Below are 13,805 nucleotides of genomic sequence, written 5' to 3'. Positions count from 1 at the left end.
GACCGACCGGTGGCCGCCGGGAAGGTCCGGGAGATGTTCGGGTTCGGTAAGGAGAACGTCAGCGGGCCGACGCCGGCCGGAACACGACCGGCCGGGGGCCGGCCGGCCAGTCACCGATAGTGGCGACCAGGCGTTCCGCCGGAGTACGCAGCCGGGTCCGGAAGGCGTGGTGGAGCAGCGCGTCGAGCTGCCACACCCCCTTCGGGTGGTGGGTCCGGATGAGGAAGCGTTCGCGTACGCCGTCGATGGCGGTGGCCGCCAGCTCCACGCGGTGCGCCCGTGGGTCCGGGCTCCAGGTGACGTTGCTGAGTTCCCGCAGCTCGGTGTTGAGGTGCAGGCGCAGCCGGTGCAGCAGCCGGGTCTGCCGGGTCACCACCAGCCGGCGATGGGTGAGGAGCATGAGGTATTCGCCTCCGACCGGATGGTCCGGGCGGCTGCACCGGGTGACCAGGATGGTGGCGTCGCCGGAGCCGACGCAGCGCCGGAACACCGGCATGTGGCGGGTGGCGGTCTGGGTGGCCAGGCCGGTCTCGGCCGCCGCCGGGAGGAACGTTCGGGAGAACACGTCCATGTCGGGTGCAACGAGCGGTTGACCCGTAGTGACATGGGTCACCCTGGATTTCTGGAACTTCCACCCGTGCTCAGAGCAGTTCGACGATGGTGGCGTTGGCCATGCCGCCGCCCTCGCACATGGTCTGCAGGCCGTAGCGGATGCCGTTGTCCCGCATGTGCTGGAGCATCGTCGTCATGATCCGCGCGCCGGACCCGCCGAGCGGGTGGCCCAGTGCGATCGCGCCGCCCCGGGGGTTGAGCCGCTCCGGGTCCGCCTCGGTCTCGGCCAGCCAGGCCAGCGGCACCGGGGCGAACGCCTCGTTCACCTCGTACACCCCGATCTCCTCGATGCCCAGCCCCGCGCGGCGCAGCGCCTTCGCGGTGGCCGGGATGGGGGCGGTGAGCATGGCGACCGGATCGTCGGCGGCCACCACGGCGGTGTGCACCCGGGCCAGCGGACGCAGGCCGTGCCGGCTGGCCCACTCGGCGGTGGTCACCGCCAGCGCGGCGGCGCCGTCGGAGATCTGCGACGCGGAGCCGGCGGTGACCACGCCGTCGGCGCGGAACGGGGTGGCCAGCTCCCCGAGCTTGGCCAGCGAGGTGTCGCGGCGGATGCCCTCGTCGGCGGTGAACTTGCCGCCGTCGGCGAGCACCACCGGGGCCAGCTCCGGCTCGAACGCGCCGGCGTCCTGCGCGGCCGCCGCCTTCTCGTGGCTGGCCAGCGCGAACTCGTCGAGCTGGGTGCGCGAGAAGCGCCACCGCTCGGCGATCAGCTCGGCGCCGACGCCCTGGTTGAACGGCAGCGGCGAATCCTCGGCGACGCCCTCCGCGCCGCGGTAGCGGGCCAGGATCGCCGGGCTGAACGGCATCCCGCCGGCCACGCTGGAGCCCATCGGCACCCGGGTCATCGACTCGACGCCACCGGCGACGACCAGGTCGGCCTGGCCGGAGAGCACGGTGGCGGCGGCGAAGTGCAACGCCTGCTGGCTCGATCCGCACTGCCGGTCGAGCGTGGTGCCGGGCACGGACTCGGGCCAGCCGGCCGCCAGCACGGCGTTGCGGGCCACGTTCCAGGACTGTTCGCCCACCTGCGACACGCAGCCCCACACCACGTCGTCGACCTGACCCGGGTCGATGCCGGTGCGCTCGGCCAGGGCGCGCAGCACGTGTGCCGAGAGGTCGACCGGGTGCACGCCGGCGAGGCTGCCCTTGCGCCGCCCGACCGGGGTCCGCACCGCACCGACGATGACCGCGTCACTCATGTCTACTCCCCGGTAACCTCGCTTGACCCAATACTACGTGCTGACTTGACCGTCGTCCCTCCTCGCCTTTCCGGGCGTGCCGGATGGCCCCGGCCGCTGGCATGCTGGGCGGATGGATCCACAGCCGTCACCGGTCCGGCAGTGGCGCGTGCCCCGGGCGCTGCCGGTGGTCAAGGCGCTCGGCGCGCTCGCCCTGATCGCCCTGGGCCTGGCGCTCACCGACGGCGACCCGGTCCGCCCGGCGCTCGCCGGCTCGCTCGCCGCCGCGTTGCTCGCGTGGGCGCTGCGCGATTTCGTCGCGCCGGTCCGACTCGCCGTCGACCCCGAGGGCCTCACCGTGATCCGCGGGTACGCCGGCCGACGCCGGCTGCCGTGGGCCGTGGTGGAGGCGATCCGGCTGGACCGACGCAGCCGACGCGGGGTCACCGCCGAGACGCTGGAGATCGACGCCGGGGAGTCGCTGCACCTGTTCGGCCGCCGCGACCTGGACGCGCCGCTGGAAGAGGTGGCCGCCACGCTCACCGCCGCCCGTGCCGCCGCCGCCCGCTGACGAGGCCGCGCTGACGAGGCACCGCGCCGATCCGCGCGACCGGCCGCCCGTCGGTCACGACGGGTAGGCGTCGGGCGCAGCCCGGCCGACGACCACTGCGTGTGACGACTCCTTGAGCCATCTCCGGGTGGCCCTCCTTCCCGCAGCCCATCACTCGGGCGCTGAGCTGGACCGACGCTTCGAAAGCCGCGCCACCGACAGGGCGACCTTCACGGCCCTTTGCTCTGCAGCCAACCGCGCAGCGGCAACGCTCGGTCGCTGCTGCGTCGATGGCTGCAGAGCAAAGGGCCCCGAGGGGTGAAGTCCGCCGAGTCCCGATGGGCACGTACGGTAACGGCCCTCCGCGCTCATCCCGCCGACCCGCCGAGGGCGGGCGGCACCACCGGAACGCGGGCGGCACCACCGGACCGCAGGCCGCGACGGTTGGCGCGGGCCGCGCGGGAGCGGTCCGGATCAGCCGATCAGCGCGGCGGTGCGGACGAGGGCCAGGCCGATCAGGGCCACCAGCACGATCGCGCAACCCGCCGTCTGGAACACGGTCCGGCGCATCCGCGGGGCGTACGCCAGGACCAGCGCCGTCACGGCACCGACCACCAGGCCGCCGAGGTGCCCGGCCACCGAGATGCTCGGCACGGTGAACGTGAAGATCAGGTTGATCACCAGGATCGGCACGATCGCCGAGGTGTCCCGACCCAACCGGCGCATGATCACGAAGATCGCGGCGAACAGGCCGAAGATGGCGGTCGACGCGCCGGCCGTGAACCGGTTCGGCTCGGTGAAGACGTAGGCGGCCACGTTGCCGCCGAGCCCGGCGAGCAGATAGAGCGCCAGGAAGCGCAGCGGCCCGAGCACCGCCTCCAGCGTCCGGCCGAGCACCCAGAGCGCCCACATGTTGAGCAGCAGGTGCAGCACGCCGTAGTGCAGGAACATGGCGGTGACCAGCCGGTACCACTCGCCGTCGGCCACCCCGCCCACGGTGCCGTCCGGGAAGGCGGCCAACCCCAGCACCGCGCCCCACTCGGTCAGCGGCGTCCCGCCGCCCATCAGGCCGCCGAGACCGCCGCCGGCGATCGCGTTCCCGCTGCGGGCCGACGCGATGGAGAGCAGCATCATCAGCACGTTCAGCGCGATGAGGGCCTTCGTCACGTAGCCCTGCCGGCCGGCGGCACCGCCTCCGAAGGCGGTACGCGCCGGCCGCACGCTGCGGCGTCCCTCGGCGACGCATTCCGGGCACTGGTGGCCGACGGAGGCGTCGCGCATGCACTCGGGGCAGATCGGCCGGTCGCAGCGGGTGCACCGGAGGTACGTCTCCCGATCGGGATGCCGGTAGCAGACCGGAGTGGTCGGCACCGGCCCCTCGGTGGCGTCGCCTGCCTGCCCGGAGCGCTCAGTCATGCGAGCAAAGGTACCCGCGCGACGGTCAGGACTGCTGCCGCTCGATCTCGACCCGCTCGATCACCACGTCCTGGATCGGCCGGTCGCTCGGCCCGGTCGGGGTGTTCGCGATCGAGTCGACGACCTTCACCGACTGCTCGTCGGCGACCTGGCCGAAGATGGTGTGCCGGTTGTTCAGGTGCGGCGTCGGCCCCACCGTGATGAAGAACTGCGAACCGTTCGTGCCCGGCCCGGCGTTCGCCATCGCCAGCAGGTACGGCCGGTCGAAGCGCAGCTCCGGGTGGAACTCGTCGTCGAACTTGTAACCCGGGCCACCGCGCCCGGTGCCGGTCGGGTCGCCCATCTGGATCATGAAACCGCTGATCACCCGGTGCGAGATGGTGCCGTCGTAGTACGGCCCGCTGCCCGGCTGACCGGTACGCGGGTCGATGTACTCCCGGTTGCCCTCGGCCAGCTCCACGAAGTTGCGGACGGTCTTCGGCGCGTGGTTCGGGAAGAGCTCCAGCCGGATCGGGCCGGCGTTGGTGTGCAAGGTGGCGTAGACAGCCTCGGCCACGGGTACTCCTCACTCGTTGGTCAGTTCCTTGCGGATCCTCCCATGTGCCCGATCTGGCCATGCGGAGGCATCCGAAGGTGGAGGATGACGAAGGAACAACTCCCAGGAGGTGGGACCGTGTTTGGAATCGGGCGGCGAAAGACCCAGGGCCAGCTCGCCAAGGCCGAGCTGAACCAGGGCATCGGTCACCTGAGGCAGGCCGCCTCGCACGCGGCGAAGGGTGCCGGGGCCACGGTCGGCCCGCGGGTCCAGGCAGCCCGGGTCGCCGTCGCGCCGACCGCGGTCATGGTCCGGGACCGGGCGTCCAGTGGCGTCGCGTCGAGCGCCGCCGCGCTCGCCCCGGTGCTCCTGGCCGTGCGCAGCGCCCGGACCGAGGCGGCGGGCAAGGCGCGCACCGGTCGTCGGGCCGTGGCGGCGAAGCAGTCCGCGATGACGAAGAAGGCGAAGAACATGAAGCCCGGAAAGAAGAAGCAGCGCAGGTCGCGGGGCATGACCGCCGGTCTGCTGGTGGCCGGCACCGTCGCCGGCCTGGCCGGGGCGATGGCCATGCGCCGCCGCCGCGAGCAGCAGGAGTGGGCCGAGTACGACCCGACCGGCACGCTCGGCCCGACCGGTCAGGACAAGCTGGAGCCGATGCGGGAGGACGTGGACACGATCGTGGTGGAGACCCCGGACGCCAGCGCGAAGGTGACCCAGGCCGGCCCGACCGGCGCCGGCAGCTCGGCGGTGGCCGACGGCAGCAGCGCCTCGACCACCACGCCCGGCCCCGACCCGGTGATCCACCCGAACAGCCAGGTTCCCTCCGTCGCCGAGGGCGCCCGGGACGTCTCCGGCCGGCCGGCCGACGACATCACCAAGGCCGCCCAGAACGGCCGGAACGCGGCCAAGGCCAGCGGTCGCCACTGAGCAGGGTTCGAGCCGTCGGAACAGCGCCGGCGCGCGGGCCAGTCCCGCGTGGCCGGCGCTTCCGCGTGCCGGCCTACCGAGCCGGGCGCGTGTCGCCGGTCACAACCAGCCGTTGCGGCGGAACCAGCGGTAGAGCACGAACGACAGCGTCAGGTTGACCGCCCACACGCCCGGATAGCCGTACGTCCAGGTCAGCTCGGGCATGTTCTGGAAGTTCATGCCGTAGATGCCGGCGATCGCGGTCCACACCGCACCGATGGCGGCCCAGGCGGCGATCTTGCGCATGTCGTTGTTCTGGTCGACGGTGACCTGCGCCAGCCGGGCCTGAAGGATCGAGTTGAGCAGGTCGTCGTACGAGTTGACCTGCTCGACGGTGCGGCTGAGGTGGTCCTGCACGTCGCGGAAGTAGCGCCGCACCTCCTGCGGCACCGCGCGGTTGACCTGCGAGGTGAGCGTCATCAGCGGGCGCTGCAACGGCACCACCGCCCGCTTGAACTCGACCAGTTCCCGCTTCATCTGGTAGATCCGCTGGATCCGGCCGCTGCTCTGCCGGTCGAAGACGTCCGCCTCCAGCACGTCGAGGTCGTCCTCCAGCCGGTCGGCGACCTCCAGGTAGAGGTCGACCACCCGGTCGGTGATCGCGTACGCGACCGCCCACGGCCCCTGCCGCAGCAGGTCGCGCTTCGCCTCCAGGTCGGCGCGGACCGGCGACAGCCGGCAGGCGTCCCCGTGCCGCACGCTGATCACGAAGTTCGGCCCGATGAAGAGCATCACCTGGCCGGTCTCCACGACCTCTGAGTTCTCGGTCAGCTCGGTGTGCTCGCAGTAGCGGGCGGTCCGCAGCACCAGGAAGACGATCTCGCCGAAGTGCTCCAGCTTCGGGCGCTGCTCCGCCTTGACCGCGTCCTCCACGGCCAGCTCGTGCAGGTCGAACGTGGCGGCGATCTCGGTCATCTCGGCCAGGTCGGGCTCGTGCAGGCCGAGCCAGACGAAGCCGTCCCGCTCGCGGCGGGCGGCGGCCAGGGCCTCCGCGTACTGCGGGCGGCCGGGTCGGCGCTCGCCGTCGACGTAGAGCCCGCAGTCGACGATGCCGCTGCGCCCGGGACGGGCCGGCTGGGGGGCGCGCGGGGAGCCGTCGGCGTTGAGGATGCGGGACATGGCGCGTACCGGCGCCGCCCAGGCGCGCGGCCGGGGCGGCCGGTCGCCGTACTGGCCGTCGGTGCGGTCGCGTGCCACCCGGTCCGTCATCTCTCGCCCCCTCTCCGCGAAGCTGCGGCTTGCAGGTTACGCCGCTCGGGGGCGGGGTCGGGCGGCCCGCGGTGCGGTGCCGGGCGGGCCGGCCGCGTCAGGGGGGTGAGGGGCGACACGGCCCACCCGGCACCCTTGGGGGCGGGAGTGATGCTGGCGGCGTCGCGATCCGGGGCCGATCACCGGAATGTGAGCGACGCTCGCAGCATTGTGAGCCGAAGGCCGGCCCGGCGGGAGAGCCGAACCGGCCAGTGGGGCCACTCTGTCAGAAACCCGACAGAAAATCAGGCACGAACGGCGGCCATCGCCTCGGCGAGCCGCCGCACCCCCTCGTCGATCCGGTCCGCCGTCACCGCCGAGTACGCCAACCGCAGCGCGTGCCGACCGCCGTCGACCATGAAGTCGCTGCCCTTGACCACCGCGACGCCGCGCTCGGCGGCGGCCGGCGCCAGCCGGTCGACCTCGACGTCCTCCGGCAACTCGATCCAGAGGAAGTAGCCGCCGTCGGGCTCGACGAACCGGGCCTCCGGGATGTGCCGGCGCAGCGACTCGGCCAGCGCCCCGGCCCGCTCGCCCAGCGCCGTCCGGACCGTGTGGATCGACCGCTCGATCGAGCCGGAGACGCAGAACTGGTGCACGATCGCCTGGGCCACCATGCCCGGCGAGATGTAGAGGTTCGTGGCCCGCTTGGCGATCGCCGCGATCAGCTCCGCGGGGCCGACCAGGTAACCGACCCGCACACCGGGGCAGACCGTCTTGGTGAAGCTGGAGGCGTGCACCACCACGCCCCGGGTGTCCATCGACAGCATCGAGGGCAGCGGCTCGCCCCGGAACCGGATGTCCGCGTACGGGTCGTCCTCGAAGATGGTGAACTCGTACTCGGCGGCCAGGTCGAGCAGCTCACGGCGCTTGTCCAGGGAGAGCGTGACGCCGGCCGGGTTCTGGTAGTTCGGGATCACGTGGGCCAGTCGCGGCCGGACCCCGGACTCCAGTAGCTTGCGCAGCTCGGCGGTGTCCAGGCCGTCCGGCTGGATGGTCACGCCGTGCACCTCGCCGCCCATCTGCTGGAGGTTGAGCAGCGTGCGGTCGTACGTCGGGCGCTCGACGACGACCGCGTCGCCCCGGCGGACCAGGTGGTCGAAGAGGAACGCGTCGGCCTGCAACGAGCCGTTCGTGACCAGCACCTGGTCGGCCTCGACGCCGTGCTTCTCGGCGATCCACTTCCGCAGGGGCGGGTAGCCGACGGAGGTCCCGTACGCGGTGACCCCGGCAGGGTCGGCGTCGAAGGCGCGGACGGCGGCGGCCTTGAGCCCCTCGACATCGACGATGTCCAACGAGGGAGCCCCACGGGCGAAGGAGATCAGCTGCTCGGCGGTCATGCGCAGAGCCTAGGGCCTGCCCGGCCGGGTCCGAACGGCATACACGCGAAGTTCAACATGCGGGCGGTCACCGGCGGCGACCAGCACCGCCAGGGAACCGAGGCCGGCTCGGGACTGTCTACGATCCGACCGGACGCTGGCGCCGGTGACACCGGTCGCCGAAGGATGACGGGTCGCGGCAGACCCGCGGGACAGGGGATGAGGCTCGTGACCGAGGACGAGACGGGACGGCTCGACGACCAGCAGTTCGCGCAGTGGCTGGCCACCGAGGCCGGGGCGGCGCTCACCGCGCTGCGGGACCGGCAGGGCTTCGCCGACCCGAAGGCGCTCAAGGACGCCGGCGACCGGGCGTCGCACGAGCTGATGACCGCGGCGCTGGCGCAGTGGCGTCCGGCCGACGCGGTGCTCTCCGAGGAGGAGGCCGACGCGCGCCGCGCCTGGGCGGACGGGGAGCGGGCGCCCCGGCACGAGGCGGACCGGGTCTGGATCATCGACCCGCTGGACGGGACCCGTGAGTTCTCCGAGGCCGGCCGGGACGACTGGGCGGTGCACGTGGCGCTCTGGCAGCGCTCCGCCGCGCCGGACGGCGCACTGATCGCCGGTGCGGTCGGCATGCCGGCGCGGACCACTGGGGACGGTGCGCCGGTCGTGCTCGGCACCACCTGCCCGACGCCGAAGGCGACCGACGGGCCGATCCGGATCGCGGTGAGCCGCAGCCGCCCGCCGGCGTTCGTGGGCGAGCTGGTGGAGCTGCTGGACGCCCGGGCCGTCCCGATGGGCTCGGCCGGGGTCAAGGTGTGCGCGGTGGTGACCGGCGAGGTCGACGCGTACGTCCACGCGGGCGGCCAGTACGAGTGGGACAGCGCCGCGCCGGTGGCGGTGGCACTGGGCGCGGGCATGCACGCGTCCCGGATCGACGGTTCTCCGCTGCGCTACAACCGGGCCGACCCGCGCCTGCCCGATCTGCTGGTCTGCCGCCCCGAGTTGGCCGACCGGCTGCTCGCCGCGATCGCCCGGACCGGGGTCGAGATGCCCGCTTCGGCCGTCACCGGCGACCAGGGTGAGGCGTTCGGCTGAGAGTGACGGTACGTACGGCCAGGGTGAATCGGGGTTATCGTCGGGTGCGAATGCGCGTCCGACCTGAGCCCGAGACCTCGGGCCGCCGACAGCCAGGGAGGGCCATGCCGGCCGACCGAGACCCGCACGATGCTTTCGAGGAGCCGACCGGCCTGTGGCCGGGGCAGGACATTTCTCGCCAATCAGGCGGCCCCGCGCTGCCCTGGCCGGAGACTCCGACCTCGCCACCGATGCCGGTCCACGCACATGCCCCCGGCGATCTGCCCTGGCCGGAGCGGGAGCTGCCCGGCCCTGGTCACGCGGACCGGTCCTGGGTGGACGCCGCGCCGGCCTGGTCGGGGCACGAGCCGCCCGGCCGGGGGGTCGAGCACGCCGTGGCCGACCGGGCACCCGTCGGCTGGGCCGACGGCACGACCACCGCGTCCGCCCACTGGGGCGACGGAACGACGGCCACCGCCCGCTGGGGCGACGCGCCCACCGCGCCGGCGGACTGGGCCGAGGAAACGACCGCGTCCGCGAGCTGGGGCGGGACCCCGCCCGTCGGCTGGGGCGGGGAGGCATCCGCCGGGTGGGGCGCGGCGACGACCGCGACCGCCACGCTGACCGGGCCGCCGCCCGGAGGCGTACCCACCGGGCCGGACGCCCGGCCGGGCGCGGGCGGTCCCGGCCAGCCGCCGCTTCCCCCGGTCACGTCGGACCCGCCGCCCGGCGGGCCCCGGCGGCGCTGGCGCGCGGTGCTGGCGACGGCAGTCGCGCTGGCCCTGACCGGCGGTGGCGTCGCAGTGGCCGCGCTGCGGCCGGACGCGACCAACCCGCAGGCCAGCGAGGTGCCGAAGAGCGCCGGCCCGGCGCCGTCGGCCGGCCTGGGCGCGCCGGCCACGCCCGGCGCCGCGCCGAGCGCGGACCAGGGCCTCGGCGGCAAGCCCGGCGCGAAACCGTCGGCCTCCGCCGCCCCGGGCGCCAAGGGCTTCGCCGGTACGCGGGAGACGTTGCCCGGCGCGTCGATCGGCGTGCAGAACGGGGAGACCTTCGGCCAGGCGCTGAGCCGCTCCGACCGGACGTTCGGCAAGCTCCAGATGGCCCGGATCTTCTTCCCCGGCCTGCCGCCGGCCTGGTCGGGCAGTCGTGCCGACGTGGTCGACCGCACCGTGGTGGTGTCCTTCAAGGCGTCCCCCCAGGAGATCAACTCCGGCCGGCACGACTCCCGCCTGCGCTCCTGGTTCGCCTCGATCCCGCGCGACCACAACGTGTACTGGTCCTACTTCCACGAACCGGAGGACGACGTCGAGCGCGGCGCGTTCAGCACCGACGCGTACCGGACGGCGTGGAAGCGGGTCGCCGGCCTGGCCGACCAGGCGGGCAACCCCAAGCTGATCAACACGCTGATCCTGATGTGCTGGACGCTCGACCCGAAGTCCGGGCGCAGCTTCGACGCGTTCTACCCGGGCGGCAACGTGATCGAGGCGCTCGGCTGGGACTGCTACAACTGGGGCAAGAAGTGGAAGCGGTACGCCTCGCCGCAGGAGATCTACGGCCCGATGATCAGCAAGTCGAAGGCGCTGGGCAAGCCGTGGGGCGTCGCGGAGACCGGCAGTGACCTGGTGCCCGGTGACGCCGGCGCCGGCCGGGCCGACTGGATCCGGTCCATGTCCGGCTTCCTCAACGGCCAGCGGCCGGAGTTCGTGGCCTACTACAACCAGACCGTCAGCCAGGGTGACTTCCGGCTGCTCGACCAGCCGAGCATCCAGGCGTGGAAGGCGTTCTGCGTGGCCTGAGCCGGGCCGGCGGACCACGACGGGCGGGCGACCTCGGTCGCCCGCCCGTTTCGTCGCGTACGGCTCAGATGCCCCGGCCGCGCTTGTGCAGCGTGCGCAGCACCCGGTCGGCCTGCACCGCCCGGCTCGCCACCGCCAGCGCCAGGTAGGCGCGCGGCTCCTTCGGGTTACGGGCCAGCGTGCGCCGGGCCCACCGGACCGCGTCCCGCCGGTTGCCCATCGCCGCCTGCGCGAACGCGATCTGCCCGGCCACCCGGGCCTCGCCGTGCGGCACGGTGGCGAACTCGGGATAGCGGCGCAGCAGCCACTGCAACGCGGTCGAGATGGTCTCCCAACGCTGCGCGAAGTAGGACCGCTTGTGCCAGCGCACCAGCACGTACGGGCTCTCCACGTTGACCAGCGGCGCGTAGCGGGCGGCCCGGAGCAGGAACTCGTAGTCCTCCGCGTAGCTGCCCGGGATCTGCTCGTCGACCAGCCCGATCGCGTCGAGCAGCGCGGCCCGGCGGATCAGGAACGTGGACGGGTGCAGCTCGGTGAGCCGGTCCCGGAGCAACGCCTCCAGCGAGATCCGCGCCCGGTCCAGCGAGCGGTCCACCGTCCGGTCGTCGTAGCTGACCCGGATGCCGCAGCTCACCAGCGCGCCGTCCGGGTGGGCGTCGAGCGCCCCGAACTGGGCGGCCAGCTTCCCGGGCAGCCACTCGTCGTCGTCGTCGCAGAACGCCACCCAGTCGCCGGTGGCCGCCTCGATGCCGGTGTTGCGCGCCCCGGCCAGCCCCGCGGTGCGGGTGTTCGTGATGACCCGGACCCGCCGGTCACCGCGGTCGGACTCCAGCGACCGGTCCGGCTCGGACTGGTCGTAGACCACGATCGCCTCGATCAGGCCGGGGTGCGCCTGGCTGAGGATGGCGTCGAGCGCCGCGCGCAGCAGCTCCGGACGGTCCCGCGTCGGTACGACGACCGAGATGCTCGGCCCACTCATGTTCTCTCCACGGATTCGTCGGATCCCCGCTGGCCCAGGTAGCCGTAGCGGACTCGGAGCGGCAGTGTGGCCAGGCTGACCACGGCCCGGCTGCGGCGCGGCAGGCGGTCCCGCCACGCCTCGTCCCGGCGTACCGTCAGCGGGCCGCCGCTGAACCGCAACGGGTTGCCCGCGACGCTGTGCGCGCGGAACGGCGCGGCCGGCTCGGCCGCCGGGTCCGGCGCGTCGCCGGCCAGGATGCGCAGCGCCGCCGGGTCGTCCGGCAGGCCGCTGAAGTCGCGCACCCGGCGGACGGTGCCGGCCGGGTCGGCGGTGAAGTCCTCGTAGCGCAGCCGGAGCACCTTCGCCCGCTGCGCGAGCAGGTGGAACGCGGCGTTCTGCGCGGTCCACAGCTTGCTCACCTCGAACGGCGAGAAGGTCGGCATGAAGTCCTCGCCGTCCACCACCTCGGGCCGGCGCACCTGCTTGCCCCAGGAGTACGCGACCGCCCGGCTGTCCCGGACCAGGTGCAGCACCCGCAGGTCGAGCCCGTCGGCCCAGCTCAGCGCGAAGGCGAGCGAGGCGTGCTTGCTGGAGTCGACCACCACCCGCGCCCCGGTCACCGCGAGCGCGGCGCGGTAGATCCGGGTGTAGAGGTCGGCGTAGCGGCGGACGTCGGCGAGCTGCTCCGGCGGGAGCGAGGTCTTCGCCAGCCGGGGAATGTGCCGGGTCCGGTCGACCCGGTCCTTGAGCGCCAGCACGTCGTCCCGGTCGATCGCGGACCAGCCGCCGAACGCCTGCTCCCCGACCTGCTGCCAGAACGGGCAGGCGGTGAACCGCTCCCCGCAGCCGCACCGCTCGTCCGCGCCGAGCGCCCGCTCCCAGAGGTGCACCACCTCACCGACCGCGCACACGTCGGGACTCTGCGCCAGCAGCAGCTCCAGCAGCGTGGAGCCGCTGCGGCCGAGACCGCCGACGAAGAGCACCCGCGGCTGTGCCGGCTCCGGGGCGCTCATCCGCGCCGCCCGCCGGCCCGTTGGTGGACCCGCCGGGCCACCAGGTCGTCGATCACGGCGCCGACCCGGGCGACCGCCTCGGCGCGCGGGTCCGGCCGGCCGGGGTCGGCGGCCAGCACGAACCGGCCCGGGTCGGCGAGCCCTTCGTCAAGCGCGGCGAGCAGCTCGGCTTCGGTCTCGCAGAGCCGGACCATGCCGGCCGCGCCCAGCCGCCGGGAGAACAGCTGCTGGTGGTTGTCGACGTGCTCGTCGTGGGCCGGGTCGCGCGGCACCACGATCGGCAGGTGGCCGGTGCGGCGGGCCTCGGTGATGGTGGCCGGCCCGCCGTGGCTGACCACGAGCGTGGCCTCGGCCATCGCGCGTTGCAGCTCCTCGTGGCCGAGGAACGGGGTGGCCTCGGGCAGGGCCGGCGGGCGGCTGTGGCCGTACTGGAGGACCAGCCGGACGCCGGGGCGGGCGGCGTGCCAGCGCTCCAGCCAGCCGACGAGGCGGTCGAAGCGGTGCACGTCGGTGCCGACCACGACCAGCACGTAGGGCGCGGACCGTCGGTCCCGCTGCTGCGGAATGAGCCCCATCAGAGGAGGTTCCCCACGACGGTCGCCTCCGGGTACATCCGGCGCTGCTCCTCCCACTGCACGAGCATCGCGGAGAGGAACGGCCGGCAGAGCCGGGCGGTCAGCGTCGCGCTGTCGATGCGGTCGTAGACCTCGATGTAGACCGTGGGGATCCGGCGCAGCCGGGCCGCCACCACGAACGGCAGGGCGACGCCGGCACCGGTGGTGACCACCGCGTCCACCCGGCGTCGGCGGATCACCTTCAGCGCGAGGAACGCGTTGCGGACCAGGTTCTTGACGTTACGGGTGGTGGGGTGGTGCGCCCAGACCACGTCCTCGCCGTCGAGCAGCGAGCGGGCGTCCGGTGTGTCGAAGGTGACCCATGCCCGGCCGCGTTCCCGGTACCACGGTTCGAGAGCCAGGAGCTGGGCCAGATGCCCGCCACTGGAGCCGACCAGCAGGACCTGCCCCGAGCCCTCGGTTGACCCGCTCACCACAACGTTTCCTCCCGTAACCGTGCGACCGCGCCCGGATTTACGTGAATGACCCTCGGACGCGCCCTGACAACCTACTGGCG

General features: G+C 73.5%; 14 protein-coding genes. 4 read left to right on the top strand and 10 right to left on the bottom strand.

Features of this window, described 5'->3' with window-relative positions:
- Positions 1 to 58: 58 nt before the first annotated feature.
- A complete protein-coding gene (locus tag C8054_RS10150) occupies positions 59 to 571 on the bottom strand; it encodes a hypothetical protein (protein ID WP_107156505.1) in 513 nt (170 codons plus the stop codon).
- 70 nt (positions 572 to 641) lie between these two features.
- Complete coding sequence (locus C8054_RS10145; protein WP_107156504.1) at positions 642 to 1,814, bottom strand: acetyl-CoA C-acyltransferase; 1,173 nt, start codon at positions 1,812 to 1,814, stop codon at positions 642 to 644.
- A gap of 112 nt (positions 1,815 to 1,926) precedes the next feature.
- On the opposite strand from C8054_RS10145, the gene C8054_RS10140 reads away from it, so the two are divergent.
- Positions 1,927 to 2,364, top strand: coding sequence for a PH domain-containing protein (locus tag C8054_RS10140; RefSeq protein WP_199199668.1), 438 nt, complete (start codon positions 1,927 to 1,929; stop codon positions 2,362 to 2,364).
- A 453-nt stretch (positions 2,365 to 2,817) separates the two neighbouring features.
- Here the strand turns inward: C8054_RS10140 and C8054_RS10135 are convergent, their stop codons facing one another.
- Entirely contained in the window at positions 2,818 to 3,759 is a 942-nt protein-coding gene (locus tag C8054_RS10135) for a rhomboid family intramembrane serine protease (RefSeq protein ID WP_199199667.1), read from the bottom strand.
- 25 nt (positions 3,760 to 3,784) lie between these two features.
- Positions 3,785 to 4,315, bottom strand: coding sequence for a peptidylprolyl isomerase (locus tag C8054_RS10130; RefSeq protein WP_107156502.1), 531 nt, complete (start codon positions 4,313 to 4,315; stop codon positions 3,785 to 3,787).
- A gap of 84 nt (positions 4,316 to 4,399) precedes the next feature.
- On the opposite strand from C8054_RS10130, the gene C8054_RS10125 reads away from it, so the two are divergent.
- Positions 4,400 to 5,221: a hypothetical protein gene (locus C8054_RS10125; protein ID WP_107156501.1), complete on the top strand. Its 822-nt coding sequence runs from the start codon at positions 4,400 to 4,402 to the stop codon at positions 5,219 to 5,221.
- 99 nt (positions 5,222 to 5,320) lie between these two features.
- On the opposite strand, the gene corA is transcribed toward C8054_RS10125, so the two are convergent.
- Entirely contained in the window at positions 5,321 to 6,469 is a 1,149-nt protein-coding gene (corA, locus tag C8054_RS10120) for a magnesium/cobalt transporter CorA (RefSeq protein ID WP_107156500.1), read from the bottom strand.
- A 284-nt stretch (positions 6,470 to 6,753) separates the two neighbouring features.
- Positions 6,754 to 7,848, bottom strand: a complete 1,095-nt coding sequence (locus C8054_RS10115) for a PLP-dependent aminotransferase family protein (protein ID WP_107156499.1) — start codon at positions 7,846 to 7,848, stop codon at positions 6,754 to 6,756.
- 198 nt (positions 7,849 to 8,046) lie between these two features.
- On the opposite strand from C8054_RS10115, the gene C8054_RS10110 reads away from it, so the two are divergent.
- Complete coding sequence (locus tag C8054_RS10110) at positions 8,047 to 8,925, top strand: 3'(2'),5'-bisphosphate nucleotidase CysQ (protein WP_107156498.1); 879 nt, start codon at positions 8,047 to 8,049, stop codon at positions 8,923 to 8,925.
- Positions 8,926 to 9,155: 230 nt separating this feature from the next.
- Positions 9,156 to 10,700: a hypothetical protein gene (locus C8054_RS10105; protein WP_233219565.1), complete on the top strand. Its 1,545-nt coding sequence runs from the start codon at positions 9,156 to 9,158 to the stop codon at positions 10,698 to 10,700.
- 64 nt (positions 10,701 to 10,764) lie between these two features.
- On the opposite strand, the gene C8054_RS10100 is transcribed toward C8054_RS10105, so the two are convergent.
- The 4 genes from C8054_RS10100 to C8054_RS10085 are packed head-to-tail and all read right to left on the bottom strand — an operon-like array spanning position 10,765 to position 13,725.
- Positions 10,765 to 11,679, bottom strand: a complete 915-nt coding sequence (locus C8054_RS10100; RefSeq protein WP_107156496.1) for a glycosyltransferase family 2 protein — start codon at positions 11,677 to 11,679, stop codon at positions 10,765 to 10,767.
- On the bottom strand, positions 11,676 to 12,674 hold the full coding sequence (locus C8054_RS10095) for a sulfotransferase (protein ID WP_107156495.1): 999 nt from the start codon (positions 12,672 to 12,674) through the stop codon (positions 11,676 to 11,678). The genes C8054_RS10100 and C8054_RS10095 overlap by 4 nt, the downstream gene beginning before the upstream one ends.
- On the bottom strand, positions 12,671 to 13,249 hold the full coding sequence (locus C8054_RS10090; RefSeq protein WP_107156494.1) for a glycosyltransferase: 579 nt from the start codon (positions 13,247 to 13,249) through the stop codon (positions 12,671 to 12,673). The genes C8054_RS10095 and C8054_RS10090 overlap by 4 nt, the downstream gene beginning before the upstream one ends.
- A complete protein-coding gene (locus C8054_RS10085) occupies positions 13,249 to 13,725 on the bottom strand; it encodes a UDP-N-acetylglucosamine--LPS N-acetylglucosamine transferase (protein WP_107156493.1) in 477 nt (158 codons plus the stop codon). The genes C8054_RS10090 and C8054_RS10085 overlap by 1 nt, the downstream gene beginning before the upstream one ends.
- Positions 13,726 to 13,805 lie beyond the last annotated feature (80 nt).

This window comes from Micromonospora sp. RP3T (assembly GCF_003027925.1).
Taxonomy (GTDB): domain Bacteria; phylum Actinomycetota; class Actinomycetes; order Mycobacteriales; family Micromonosporaceae; genus Micromonospora.
This window is presented reverse-complemented; position numbering and strand designations above follow the sequence as displayed.

Coding starts and splice junctions, on each gene's coding strand:
- C8054_RS10150 (WP_107156505.1), bottom strand. CDS start 571: ATGGACGTGTTCTCCCGAACGTTCCTCCCGGCGGCGGCCGAGACCGGC.
- C8054_RS10145 (WP_107156504.1), bottom strand. CDS start 1,814: ATGAGTGACGCGGTCATCGTCGGTGCGGTGCGGACCCCGGTCGGGCGG.
- C8054_RS10140 (WP_199199668.1), top strand. CDS start 1,927: ATGGATCCACAGCCGTCACCGGTCCGGCAGTGGCGCGTGCCCCGGGCG.
- C8054_RS10135 (WP_199199667.1), bottom strand. CDS start 3,759: ATGACTGAGCGCTCCGGGCAGGCAGGCGACGCCACCGAGGGGCCGGTG.
- C8054_RS10125 (WP_107156501.1), top strand. CDS start 4,400: ATGACGAAGGAACAACTCCCAGGAGGTGGGACCGTGTTTGGAATCGGG.
- corA (WP_107156500.1), bottom strand. CDS start 6,469: ATGACGGACCGGGTGGCACGCGACCGCACCGACGGCCAGTACGGCGAC.
- C8054_RS10115 (WP_107156499.1), bottom strand. CDS start 7,848: ATGACCGCCGAGCAGCTGATCTCCTTCGCCCGTGGGGCTCCCTCGTTG.
- C8054_RS10110 (WP_107156498.1), top strand. CDS start 8,047: ATGAGGCTCGTGACCGAGGACGAGACGGGACGGCTCGACGACCAGCAG.
- C8054_RS10105 (WP_233219565.1), top strand. CDS start 9,156: ATGCCGGTCCACGCACATGCCCCCGGCGATCTGCCCTGGCCGGAGCGG.
- C8054_RS10100 (WP_107156496.1), bottom strand. CDS start 11,679: ATGAGTGGGCCGAGCATCTCGGTCGTCGTACCGACGCGGGACCGTCCG.
- C8054_RS10095 (WP_107156495.1), bottom strand. CDS start 12,674: ATGAGCGCCCCGGAGCCGGCACAGCCGCGGGTGCTCTTCGTCGGCGGT.
- C8054_RS10090 (WP_107156494.1), bottom strand. CDS start 13,249: ATGGGGCTCATTCCGCAGCAGCGGGACCGACGGTCCGCGCCCTACGTG.